The sequence below is a fragment of the Bacillus sp. 5w2 genome, from assembly GCF_054353775.1.
On record NZ_JBTIWT010000012.1, the window covers coordinates 92,798 to 105,483 of the forward strand.

Annotated in this window: 15 protein-coding genes; 6 read left to right on the forward strand and 9 right to left on the reverse strand. The window is 33.3% G+C overall.

From position 1 onward, the window contains the following. Positions 1-23 precede the first annotated feature (23 nt). Positions 24-2,141: a DNA helicase RecQ gene (gene recQ, locus ACXY7N_RS19485; protein WP_016134703.1), complete on the reverse strand. Its 2,118-nt coding sequence runs from the start codon at positions 2,139-2,141 to the stop codon at positions 24-26. 284 nt (positions 2,142-2,425) lie between these two features. Between recQ and ACXY7N_RS19490 the strand changes: the two genes are divergently transcribed. From ACXY7N_RS19490 to ACXY7N_RS19505, 4 genes are all read left to right on the forward strand, one after another. Continuing rightward, positions 2,426-2,587, forward strand: a complete 162-nt coding sequence (locus tag ACXY7N_RS19490; protein WP_016134704.1) for a hypothetical protein — start codon at positions 2,426-2,428, stop codon at positions 2,585-2,587. A 683-nt stretch (positions 2,588-3,270) separates the two neighbouring features. After that, positions 3,271-3,894, forward strand: coding sequence for a hypothetical protein (locus ACXY7N_RS19495; RefSeq protein WP_016087537.1), 624 nt, complete (start codon positions 3,271-3,273; stop codon positions 3,892-3,894). A gap of 129 nt (positions 3,895-4,023) precedes the next feature. Continuing rightward, a complete protein-coding gene (locus tag ACXY7N_RS19500) occupies positions 4,024-4,380 on the forward strand; it encodes a hypothetical protein (RefSeq protein WP_000606233.1) in 357 nt (118 codons plus the stop codon). A 138-nt stretch (positions 4,381-4,518) separates the two neighbouring features. Further along, on the forward strand, positions 4,519-4,971 hold the full coding sequence (locus tag ACXY7N_RS19505; RefSeq protein ID WP_016134705.1) for a hypothetical protein: 453 nt from the start codon (positions 4,519-4,521) through the stop codon (positions 4,969-4,971). Between the two features lie 52 nt (positions 4,972-5,023). On the opposite strand, the gene ACXY7N_RS19510 is transcribed toward ACXY7N_RS19505, so the two are convergent. The 4 genes from ACXY7N_RS19510 to ACXY7N_RS19525 form a co-directional block, all read right to left on the reverse strand. Beyond that, a complete protein-coding gene (locus ACXY7N_RS19510) occupies positions 5,024-5,209 on the reverse strand; it encodes a hypothetical protein (RefSeq protein WP_080117946.1) in 186 nt (61 codons plus the stop codon). Between the two features lie 179 nt (positions 5,210-5,388). Next, positions 5,389-5,580 (reverse strand): hypothetical protein, encoded by a 192-nt coding sequence (locus ACXY7N_RS19515; protein WP_016087535.1) that lies wholly within the window; start codon positions 5,578-5,580, stop codon positions 5,389-5,391. Between the two features lie 44 nt (positions 5,581-5,624). Further along, on the reverse strand, positions 5,625-6,074 hold the full coding sequence (locus ACXY7N_RS19520; RefSeq protein WP_016134706.1) for a DUF6884 domain-containing protein: 450 nt from the start codon (positions 6,072-6,074) through the stop codon (positions 5,625-5,627). Positions 6,075-6,094: 20 nt separating this feature from the next. Continuing rightward, the gene (locus tag ACXY7N_RS19525) at positions 6,095-7,306 is read right to left on the reverse strand and encodes a hypothetical protein (RefSeq protein ID WP_016134707.1); all 1,212 of its coding nucleotides are present in this window, start codon (positions 7,304-7,306) and stop codon (positions 6,095-6,097) included. 161 nt (positions 7,307-7,467) lie between these two features. On the opposite strand from ACXY7N_RS19525, the gene ACXY7N_RS19530 reads away from it, so the two are divergent. Then, positions 7,468-7,665: a DUF4017 family protein gene (locus ACXY7N_RS19530; protein WP_016087532.1), complete on the forward strand. Its 198-nt coding sequence runs from the start codon at positions 7,468-7,470 to the stop codon at positions 7,663-7,665. An 18-nt stretch (positions 7,666-7,683) separates the two neighbouring features. Here ACXY7N_RS19530 and ACXY7N_RS19535 read toward each other — a convergent pair whose 3' ends face one another. The 4 genes from ACXY7N_RS19535 to ACXY7N_RS19550 all read right to left on the reverse strand — a co-directional run bounded on the left by ACXY7N_RS19535 (position 7,684) and on the right by ACXY7N_RS19550 (position 11,893). Continuing rightward, positions 7,684-9,330, reverse strand: coding sequence for a M3 family oligoendopeptidase (locus ACXY7N_RS19535; RefSeq protein ID WP_098486490.1), 1,647 nt, complete (start codon positions 9,328-9,330; stop codon positions 7,684-7,686). A gap of 103 nt (positions 9,331-9,433) precedes the next feature. Further along, on the reverse strand, positions 9,434-10,363 hold the full coding sequence (gene ppaC / locus ACXY7N_RS19540; protein ID WP_000416871.1) for a manganese-dependent inorganic pyrophosphatase: 930 nt from the start codon (positions 10,361-10,363) through the stop codon (positions 9,434-9,436). A gap of 161 nt (positions 10,364-10,524) precedes the next feature. Then, complete coding sequence (locus ACXY7N_RS19545) at positions 10,525-11,190, reverse strand: lytic polysaccharide monooxygenase (RefSeq protein ID WP_016087529.1); 666 nt, start codon at positions 11,188-11,190, stop codon at positions 10,525-10,527. Positions 11,191-11,389: 199 nt separating this feature from the next. Beyond that, a complete protein-coding gene (locus ACXY7N_RS19550; RefSeq protein ID WP_016134709.1) occupies positions 11,390-11,893 on the reverse strand; it encodes a GNAT family N-acetyltransferase in 504 nt (167 codons plus the stop codon). A 105-nt stretch (positions 11,894-11,998) separates the two neighbouring features. Between ACXY7N_RS19550 and ACXY7N_RS19555 the strand changes: the two genes are divergently transcribed. Then, the gene (locus ACXY7N_RS19555) at positions 11,999-12,640 is read left to right on the forward strand and encodes an HD domain-containing protein (protein ID WP_016087527.1); all 642 of its coding nucleotides are present in this window, start codon (positions 11,999-12,001) and stop codon (positions 12,638-12,640) included. Positions 12,641-12,686 lie beyond the last annotated feature (46 nt).

Here is a 12,686-nt window from a genome sequence, read left to right on the forward strand (position 1 = left end):
ATCCCTATCCCCTTTACATGTCACTACTTTCTAATTTGTAAATAAGCACGAATCATAAAGTAACTCACTTCATTTGGAAGTTGTTCCTTAATCGATTTCAGACCACCATCAGCATTTTGCACGGCAGTTTCAATCAGCTGTTCGTATTCTGCAGGAACAAAACTGTTCCAGTCTACTTCCATTCCATCTTCAAAACAACGAATTAAATGATTTTCAATTGTTTGTCTAGATAGGTTACGTTCTTTTGCAATCTCATTTAAATCAATGCCTTGTTTATACATTTCATACGTTTCTAAATGAGAATTTGCTGAAGCTTTCCCTGACTTTTTCCGCTCTGTAACCACTTCTGTTTTAACTGTTTCAGCATAGTTTGGGTTTTCCTCAATAAAGTGCTGAACTGCTTGTAAGAAGTGAGAACCATACTTCACAAGTTTATGTTCGCCAATCCCTTTTACAGTTAAAAGTTCAGAGTCACTTTGCGGCATTTTTGCGCACATATCTTTCAACGTTTGGTCAGAGAAAATAACGAATGGAGGCACACCTTCTCCTTGCGCAATTTCTTTACGTACTTCGCGAAGCACTTCAAATAAAGGATGATCTTGAACAATTTGTCTTGTCTCTACTCGTTCTTTACGTAAAACATTCTCTTTACCTAGTAACACTTCTTTCCCTTTCTTCGTTACTTTTAATGTTGGATACGTACCATGTTCAACTGCAATTAACTCATCTGAAATGAGAAACTCAATAAATTCACTGACTTCTTTTACACTACGATTTGATAAAAGTCCGTATGTTGGCAAAGTATGAAAATTAAATTCAATGACTTTCTTATTTTTAGATCCAGTTAGTACTTGTGCAATCATTTGTTTTCCGAATCGTTGGTTCGTCCTAATCATACAAGATAGAACCATTTGTGATTCTCTCGTCACATCGATACTTTCGCGTTCGTCCGTACAATTACCACAGCGGCCACAATCTTCTTTAGGTTCTTCTCCAAAGTATTGCAAAATAAATGATTGTAAACATTGTTCTGTATGACAGTAGTCCGTCATATTTTGCAGTTTTTCAAGTTCATTTGAAAAACGAGATTCTCCGGTCGATTGATCAATTAAAAAGCGCTGTACTTGCACGTCTTGAGAAGAATATAGCAATATACATGCACTATCTAATCCGTCACGGCCAGCACGTCCTGCTTCTTGGTAATAACTTTCCATATTTTTTGGCAGTTGATAATGGATAACGTAACGAATATTCGATTTATCAATCCCCATACCGAATGCAGATGTCGCTACCATTACACTCACTTCATCACGTAAAAAGAGTTCTTGCTGCTCATTTCGATCGTTATCACTCATACCAGCATGGTATTTTGATACAGATACTCCCGCTTTCATTAAATCCTCATACAATTGATCAACTACTTTTCTAGTAGCTGCATATATAATCCCAGATTCTTTTTGATTTTGACGAATATAATCCGCTAAATATGCATTACGATCTTGTCCTTTAATAACAGAAAATGATAAGTTTTCGCGCTCAAACGTTGTCATAATCGTATTTTCTTGATTAATTCCAAGCGTGTTGCAAATATCTTCACGAACTTGTGGTGTTGCCGTCGCAGTTAATGCTAGTACGAGCGGCTTTTCTTGAAGATAATCTAATATGCGATGTATATGTAAATAACTCGGACGGAAATCATGTCCCCACTGCGAAATACAGTGCGCCTCATCAATTGCAATCATCGGAATTTTCATATCCATAAGTTGATCAACAAACTCCATTGAATCAAGACGCTCCGGCGCCACATAAAGTAACTTATAATGTCCTTGTTTTGCCAATTGAATTCGTTGATTCGCTTCTGTAATAGAAATAGAACTATTAATATAAGTAGCTGAAATACCGTTTTGCACTAATGTATCTACTTGGTCCTTCATAAGTGATATTAAAGGTGATATAACTAACGTCGTTCCTTCGAATACTAATGCGGGAATTTGATAACAAATTGACTTACCACCACCCGTAGGCATAATACAGACTGTATCTTTCCCATCTAATACATTTTTAATTGTTTCATCTTGTCCTCTTCGGAATGAAGAATAACCGAAATAAGACGCTAAAAGTTCTTGTGCTTTTGTAAACAAAAAAGAGTCACCTGCTTTTCTATATCTTTCATCTACTCCTATTATATCATCACTTATGCGTCATGAAAGTGATGAATGCATGACTAACAGCCTGCTTTTTCATTATTTTATACTTCTTTACGTTTTAGAGGTTAATTTGCACTGTGTTTTTGGTCCTAATTATGTTAATAACTTTTAAAACATAATTACAGCACATATAAAAAGAATTACAAAATAAACATACATTTTATTACTCTTCCTTGAATACTACTATTCTTATACATATGAATTCAGGAGGTTAATATATGAAGCATCATAATACTAGTTACATCAAGCAGAAAACAGTACCGAACCAACTCCAGTTTTCGAATAATGATGCGTGGAAATATGAATCGTATTTTAAGTATCAGCCATTATTTTCTTATAGAAAGCTTTTTCATTTTCTTTCTCAACTTTTAAAACGTTAATCCACGTGCGAAATATAGTATTCACAAAAATTTTCTCAATATAAACCTTATAGACATACTACAATACAGTCGTTATCATATGAAATATTCTGTTGGATAAACCCCTTATGTTGACCTGCTTATATAAGCAGGTCTTTTTTGATTAATATATATTTCAGTACACTTTTATATATGCTTGCAAGACTTTTCTCCATTTTATAACCATACTCCACTCACAACAAATGATGATAATGACAAGAAGTAAATTATAAGTTCTTAACATTTAATGAAGTAATTCTTTTTTCTCAATACACAAAATGAATTTTACTTGTTACTATAAAAGTGCTCCAGATGAGTTTTTGCTCATCAACATTATCTAGTTAAAGGGATCTGCCGCGGGAAGCAGATTTCTTTGACTTTATTAAAGGTCCACTTTCATTTGGACACATTTACCAGGTTTTTTTAAAAGAATTTTATGATAATATTACGTAGTCGAGTCCGACATCTCGGCAATACCCTTTTGAGGCTCTGCAACTTCCCTTGCAGAGCCTTGTTTATTTTTATATTCATTTTATTTATATATACCACAATAAAATTCTTCATCTTTTTCCATATCAATTTCTGAAATTAATCTAGGACACGTAACTAAAAATAAATTCCCATCATACTTTGAGTTATACATGTTCAAAGGAGTGTTACCGTTTATGTATTCTTATTGGCAATCGTATTACTCCCCCTATCATAACCCTTATGTACACTTTGATACATCTGTACGTAATTACCGAATTAGTAAAAACGAGAACTTTTTAAAAGGTTATATGCGTTCTTTATGGGAACAACATGTCGCTTGGACGAGATTAGCTATTATAAGTATTGTCTTTAATTTACCAGACGTTAACGTTACAGTTGGGCGTCTTCTTCAAAATGCAACACATATGGGACTATCACTTGAACCATTCTATGGTGAGGATGCTGTAAAAAAATATAGTGCATTAATTAAAGACCACTTAGTCATTGCAGCAGATCTTGTCAAAGCCGCAAAAGCTGGTGACCAAAATGCAGCAGCCACTATAGAAAAAAAATGGTACGCTAACGGTGATGAAATAGTGGCGTTTCTAACTAGTATCAACCCATATATAGAAAAAGAAGAATTTAGAAAAATGTTTTATGAACATTTAGCACTTACGAAAGCAGAAGCACTTGCTTTCCTAAATAAAGATTATGAAGCAGGAGTAAAACTGTACGATAAAATTGAAAAAGAAGCATTAGAAATGGCCGACATGATAACAAACGCGATCGTAAAGCAATTTCCGCAAGTGTTTCAATAACAATAAGCCGATTTGAAAAAACAAATCGGCTTATGAAACTTTCTATCAATGATATTTCACCTCTCCTCTTTACATTTAACGTATATCGATATATTTTATTAATATCCGTTTTTTATAGGAGGAAATAGTTTGATTAACGCCATCGGTCTCGTATTTATCCTCACAAATAAACACGAGAAAAAGAAAAAAGTTTATCTGAATGAAAAATTCGCATTAATAGACATTATTGATTCTAAGGAAGTATTTGATGATGAAGGTAACTCACTAGTAGAACTAACTTGTAAATACAGTATATATTTAGATGAAAAATATTACTGTAAATCTCTCGATGATTATACTGGACAAGTATTTCCGTTCTTAAGCGCTAAAATAGGAAAAGGACTTCTCAGAAATTTAAATTACTACTTTTCTTATGTTGATGCCTATGATAAAAAACCACCCGTTAAAGAAATTAGACCACTTATGAAACAAGTAACGAACAGATAGTGAAAATCACTCAAAAAAGAAAGCATCTAACTTCGGATGCTTTCTTTTTTGAATCCAGAACTAGTTACCTTTCATCCTCTTCTAAATATATGTATCCAAGCATACTTTAAATTAAAAACACTTGGAGGATTAAACTGAATGAAATACTCAGAAACGATTGTTAGTAAACGGATTCGCACACTTAAAATATCTAGTATGTTTATCATGCTAGTTTTAATCGGATGGCTTGGATATACAAAATTGCTTTATGAGAACGGATTTCTTCAAGAAAAGAAACTTTCAGTTGAAGTAATGAATACTAGTATTACAGGTGAAATTGAACAAAGTTTCCATGTAAACTTACAAGGTTACCGTAAAACAGACGTTGATACGATTATAGATGCGAGTAAAACCGATCCGAGCGAACTATCTTTAATCGAACTAATTAATACATCTTGTTCACAAGATTGCATAGGTGAACCATTGACATATGTGAACGCAAACAATGGATATATCTTTTATAAGGAATCTAGCGGAACTAATATCGCTATAAAAATTAAAAAACGAGATACATGGGAAATTGAAAGAAAATTAATTCAAGATGGAATGTAAAAGCTTCATATACAAAAAGAGTACTTACTTTTAAGTACTCTTTCAAAAAAATTTACCACTTGCGGCACTTATCATCATCATCACGCTTACGATTGCAACGGCAATCATCACAATCACAATGACGTTTACGTTTACAACCACAATCATCACAATCTCTACGTCTACATCTTCCAAACATTAGATCATCCCAAAATCTATTACAATTCCGGGATTGTCTACAACGACAATTGTTTCCCATGAATATGACTCTCCCTTCAATAGTATTCATCATATTCTATGTTTGAAAGTATAAAACGGCTTGTTTACTAGTCTATATTCTACGTTTTATAAAAGTTATTTTAGTACCCTTAACAATTCTTCCTTACATATTCAACGGAAATACAACATAGAAAAAAGCCCAATATTTGGGCTTTACATTCATGTATATTTTCTTTCTTCTCTCTCACAATAGTATGTAACTGCTAAGTTCACTAAAAATGCAACAAAAGCAAGGGTGCTCGTTGTTAAGAATATGTATTCTAATATTGATAAGTTATTAAAATCAATTAATAATAACACAAGACCTATACAAACAAAGCTAGATACATTACTTTTGAAAACTTTTTTCACTCTTAATCACCTCCATCTTCATACCTTAATTATACATTAGTTACCTATAATTCCTTCCCATCCCCCACAGCCCCTTTCAACCTCTGCAACATATACCCAATCCCTTTACACCCAGCTAACGGATACGTAATGATTTCTTCTGGATATAATTGTGTCACTACTTTCTTATGTTTCTTTCCTGCAAGTAAAACGATTTCATCAAACTGAAGCAAGTCCTTTTCAATCATCTGTTGTTTTAATTGTTCCATACTAATAATCTCATCACTCTTTGAATCAAACGCAAGATCATAGTTTTCTAATACAATATCATTTGGTCCTAAAAATCCATGCTTCGCCGATAAGATAACCCAATTCTCGAAAAACATAGTTGCATACGCCTGACATGCTTTTCCGAATGGGCTAATATATACATCTTTTGCCTCCATCGGCCCGTAATCTGAATACTTATCCCAAATTTTCTTCTTTCCGCATGGAATTATGCATAACCTCTTCATCTTTATTTCTTACCTCACTTCTAACTTTTTAAATATAAAAATATAGAACTCTCTACTTCTTCATACGCAGCTTCTATATCTCCAATTCCCACTACGTTCCAACCATTATTTGTTTCTATCGGTTTTTCATTCATTATGATATGAACTTGTGTCATATTTTTAAAATCTTCTTCAAAAGATGCTAAAACAGGTTGATTTATCATATATGTTTTATTATGTATACTTACACTTAAAAAAGTTTTATGTAATGCTTTATTTCCGTTTAACTTTACATTCATTGGATTAAACGAATTTAATTTTATATCCCCTACAATATATAGATGATACCCTTCTTCATCATAAAATTGCTTAATATCCTTACCTCTTTCGTTTTGTACAAAATGAAGGATTTGCTTCGTTTCTTTACTTATTACAATTTCATTATTTAAACTCAAATCCACATTTATATTTTGTTTTAAAAAGGCATATAACGATTTATCACTATTAAAGAAGCTCGTTTTCCATTCAGGAAGGATTTCATCTAATAATAAACATAAAAGCATTCCTGGGCTATAGCAGCTCTTTCTAATGTTACAATTAGCTTCATATACATCTAAAATGAACCCGCTATATTTTCGTAATGTTTCGCTTTCATCCTTTTTGCATACTGAATTGTATGCATTCATTTCAACATACCAAGCAGGCCCCTCTATGCTTTCAACCATACATTCATATGTTATAAACTCTTCTTTCATAAAACTAGCTCTATGCTCTCTTAGTTCAATAAATCGCTTAATATAATTAATTCTCTCAGCTTGTGACTTACAATGGACAGCATCATATAAACAAATTCGTTCTTTATTTCGCAATTCTATATTTTCTTCTGTTATAGGATATTGAAATCCTATAGATTCATTTGGAAATCTCCTTTCTTTATTCAAATATTGATAACAATGAAAAAGTTCATGCACCACAACCGCAAGTAAAGTTTCATAATCTTTATATCTATTCATATTCACAATAGCAGTCGGATAATCTTTGAATAGTATAAATGTATCAGCTTTAAATTGTTCATCCCACTTTAATACGGTATACTCATACTTATCATCACCTTTCAAAAATAAAGGATGATGAAATACATACACATACTCATCATTATATAATGCAAATGCAGCCCTATTAAAACCAGGCCATAGCGTATTCAATAATTCTATACTTACATCTTTCTTTATTCGATTTAATATATTGTTCATTATATGTAACACCCCTATATCATTCTACATACACCTATTCTATTCCACTTAAAAACAACCCTTTTATTTACATAAATATTAGAAATACATATATCTTATCTCAATCTATAATGTGTTATATAAATATATATGTGATGATTTTATGAAAAGGAGGTGAACATATGAAAAATATAATCCCTGCACTAGTACTCTATATTATTGTTTGCATAATCGCTATGATTGCTCCAGCATCTGAAGGCTATAATCACGTTGGCTGGAAGTTGTTTGTTGGGCAAGCGTATGCCATACCTATTTTCATCATTGCGGCTATTATTACATTTTATATAAACAAGAAGAAATCTACGAATAAACAGTTATAAGGATAGCTAATGCTATCCTTATTTTAATTCGCTAATCAGATCCAAAATAACCCTTGTTGTACTTTCTATCCTTCCTTCCGAAAAATCAAACGTAACACCTGTTTTTTCATATATTTCTTGTATAGGTAGGTTCCAATCTGAACTAGCTCCCTCTTTAAAGAAAGCAATCGCTTTTTCTCGATCTTCCCGATAAATTTGAAACAATTGTATTGCTCCTATTTGTGCAATTGCATATTCAATTTTATAAAAAGGAAACTGGACAAAGTGAAATGACTCTAACCAGCCTGCGCCGATTTCATTCTCTAATCCTGCAATATCAACGGATGAATATTGATACCTTTTACATATTTCAGCGTATTTCTTATCTCGTTCTTCTGGTGTATGGTTTGGATTTGCATAGATCCAGTGCTGGAATACATCTCCTGCAATTGACGACATTAATAAAGACAAAGCACGATATAATTGTACGCGCTGCACTTCTTTATATTCTTCCTCTTGCTTATAAAAGATATTGAGCTTATCCATTACTAGCAACTCCAGACTGAGGGCATAAAGCTCAGCCACCTCTTCGCGAAGATATCTTTCCTGCATGCTACTATCATTGTTAAATTGTTTATAAAAATGAAAAGCATGCCCCACTTCATGTATGAGTGCATTAATTGCATAGAATGATGGACTAAAATTAGAATACACAAAAACCTCTTTACTAAAAGGTAGGGTAAAACAAGCAGCTCCTGGCGCTTTATTTTCACGTTCTTCTACATCAATGAATCCTGCTTTCCTTATATGAATAAATTTCTCATAAAAATATAAATCTGTCGTCCGAAACATTTCTTCCACCCCATCCAATAAATCAATTTCATTTTGGAATGGGGCTTTTGGTAATTTACATGGCGTAAGATCCCAAGGGCGATATTTTTTTACGCCGAGATTCTTTTTAGAAAGACTTCCCAACTGTTCCCATATTGGTACAACATACTTTTCTATAGATTCATGAAGCTTATAACACTCTTCAATACTATAATCTCTATTTTTTTGTTTGAAAACATATTCACTATAATTATTAAATCCTGCATGTAAAGCTATCTCATTCCGCAATTGTATAAGTTCATTCATAATACAATCTATTTCTATTTTCACTACACTTCTTGCTTCACATAAAGCGTACCAAGCTTTTTCGCGAATAACTCTATTGGGGTTATCTAACTTGGCTTTTATGAATGCATACGTCTTTTGCTCGCCTTCCCAATTAATAAATATGTTAGACATTATTTCTCTATATTTCGTAATAAGTTCTTGCTCTTTAATGGAAAGAGCAATGTTCTTTTCATTAAACATTTTACTCTTCACTAATCGTTCTTTTTTCATAAATCCGTATTTCTGCTCATTTAATAAGTCGGAAAACGGGCACTCTCTAAATTTCTGGTCAAATTTTGCAGTGTAGCTTTTTAAAAGTGGTTGAATTGTATTTTGATTATACATATGTAAATTACGTTTATCTCTGTCATTTGTATCTCTATACGTGGCGATTAAACTACTTGTTATCTCCTCTTCTACTTCAGCGTTTACACGCAGTTCCTCTAAAAGCCAACGCTCTAATTCTGAAACAGAAGTAATTTTCCGCTCTAAAAGTGACTGTAATTTACTCTCCAAATCATTAAACATACACAATCCTCCTATTTTAAATTTTCTGTTTTTTAGAGATAAAAAAGGACAAGTAGCCAATCTGACTACTTGTCCTTTTTTTGTTAAACCATACACAATTATATTAAGCTTGGAATGCTTCTGTTAGTACTGGTACGATTTGTTTTTTACGAGATACAACACCTTTTAATGTAGCAGTGTTGTTTTCTAGAGATACGTTGTATGCTTTCTCAACAACGTTTGCTGCTTTACCGATTGCAAGACCGACAGAATCGTTAGTTAAGATATCAGTTACAACGAATAAGAATAGGTCTAAACCTTTTTCTTCTACTACTGCAGAGATAACTTTTTCAAGTTCCGCTTGATGTACAAGAACGTCGTTTGTATCAACAGCGTTTACTTGTGCGATTTCAACTTTCGCATTACCCATTTGGAATTCTTTAGCGTCAAGAGAGATTAATTGCTCCATTGTTTTTCCGCTTAAGTCAGCACCAGCTTTTAACATTTCTAAGCCGTAGCTATCAGCATCTACACCAGCGATTTCCGCTAATTCACGAGCTGCCGCTACGTCTTGCTCTGTGCAAGTTGGAGATTTGAATAGTAAAGAATCTGAAATGATTGCAGATAACATTAAACCTGCAACTTCTTTACGAATTGTAACGCCGTTTTCTTTGTACATTTTGTTTAAGATTGTAGCTGTACAACCAACTGGCTCACAACGGTAGTATATAGGATCGCTTGTTTCAAAGTTAGCAATACGGTGATGGTCAATAACTTCTAACACACGAACAGATTCGATATCGTTAGCACTTTGTTGACGCTCGTTATGATCAACTAAAATAACGTTGTCCACTTCGCTTGCAACTGTCTCAACAAAACGCGGTCCTTCTACTTTAAAATAGTCTAACGCAAATTGAGTTTCACCGCTGATTTCGCCTAAACGTACAGGCTCAGCATTCATTCCTAATTCTTTTTTCAATTCTGCATAAGCAATTGCAGAACAAATTGCATCTGTATCTGGGTTTTTATGCCCGAAAACTAGTACTTTTTCCATGTTTTCCACCTCTTCATGAAAAGGATATCTTAAAGAAGCAAATATGACAATATTTAAAGCATAATTTTTTATAAATAATTGCACTTTCTTCTATATTTTTCATCGTTTTGCGTAAAAAAGATCATCTAAAATGAATTAGATGATCAAAATGTATATTTCATTTAAAACAATGTAGGAACTTGCACTACATGATTTAGCGCGAAATTTGATGCTAAACCAGTATTTACAAGGTTCACATCTATAACTTGATAAAACGCATTCCCAGTGTCTGCAATTTCCCAAACAGCTAAAATAAGGTGATATCCATTTCTATCTGTAGGTACATTTGCTTCATGTGTCACGGAAGTTCCTGGTCTAGCTCCTCCGTCATTTTTCACATAAAACGGTACTAAATCTAAATCAGATCGTGATAATGGTTTATTTGGATTCCAATCTTTTTTTGTAATGTAGTATTTCCATTCTTTCGTACTATGAGGTGCGGTTAGTTTCCACTTGAATGTATTCGTCCCGCCGTTTAACGTAACTTTCTTCCACCTATCAACTGTTTGAACGTCTAAAGCAGGAAAATGGCCAGCTCCTGCGATTTGTCCATCAGAAGGTCCTAATTGCGGGAATCCACCTATTCCTTCTACACTTTGCGGCTCATATTGAATCGGACCGCAATTTACATTCACCCCTTGCTTACATAAATAAGAACGGCTTGCTGGTGATTCTACATATCCGTGAGCTGAAGCTTTTTCTGAAAAACCGAAAGTTAACAATCCCGTAAGTAATATGCCACCACTTAATATGACTTTCTTCACCTTCTGTAAACCTTTCGTTTTCATCCCGTCATCCCCTTTCCCATAATAAAGCGAAAATAACTATAGTTGCCTAGTCATCTTCTCTACATCCATTATAAGTCGAGGAACATTACTAAAAGAACCCTCTAAAAACTTTCTCAAATTCATTTATTTCATGTACTAAATGAATTTATTATTTTAAGCATGATAACCTTTTAATCACAACTTATATAACTTATATAACTTATATAATTTTATAATAAATAACTGTGGCATCTAAATTACCATTTGGAGATGTTGCGTAATCTGGTATTTTTCCAGCTTCTTGATAGTCTAATGATTTATACAATCTATTAGAAGGATCTCCTTCTCTCGTATCTAACACTAAAAGAGACCTGTTTTCTTGCTTTGCTCGTTCCTCTACTTTTTGCATAAGTAAACGTCCAATGCCATTACGTCTAAAGTTTGGATGAGTCATTAACTTGCAAATTTCGGCCCTATGGATCCCATTAGGCTTTGTAACTAAATGTAATTGAATACTCCCTGCCACTTCATTATTTATTTTAGCGACATACAAGATCACTTCTGGTGCTAAAACGACTTCCCAATACTTCGTTGATTCTTTTTGTTCCAGTGGAGGCAAAAAACCAATTGACGCCCCATCATCTACAACCGTTTTTAATAGTTCAGAAAGCTCTTCCATATCATCTTTTATTTGCTTAATCTCTTCAATTACTAAATCTTGCATTACTAATCCCCCTTTTGTTTCATTGTACCAATTTTTAAAGAAGGAATAACGAAATACGAAGATGAAATTATTTAAGGTACAATTTTTTAGAGAAAGGATACGTATATGAAGTATATATTAGATAGGACATACGCAAGGGAATTACTCGAGTGGGCATATGAACAAAACCCAGGTCCGTGGTTCGAACATTCATGTAATGTTGCCCTTGCAACTGAAAAGATAGTTGTAGAACTTATTAATAATGGGTACGACCTAGATGCTGACATAGCATATAATGCTGCCCTCCTGCATGATATAGGAAGATATAAAGGGTTTACTAAATCTGTTATTCATTCCTATGATGGTTATATGTATTTGAATAATTTAGGGTATACAGGAAACGCGATTATTTGCGTGACACATTCATTCCCGTGTAAAAATGAGCATTTAGATATAGCAGCGGAGTGGAGCCTTGTTCCTGATTATATGAAAAGCCTATTAATTGAAATATTGAATGAAAATAGTGACTACGACTTATACAATAAGGTCATTACCCTTTGTGACGCACTTGCTGATGCAGAGGGCTTTACTACGCTTGAAAAAAGATTGATTTCAGTTGGTTTACGACATGGAACAACCTCTCATTCTTCTTTACATTGGAAAGGTTTCTACACAATTAAGAATAAATTAGAATCTTTAATCGGTAAGAGTATATACAGCGTTCTTCCTGACGTAGAGAAATCAATTTATAAAAATATGGAATATTGAATTACATACAACTTAAAAACGATAGAATTTGTATGTGTACTTCTAA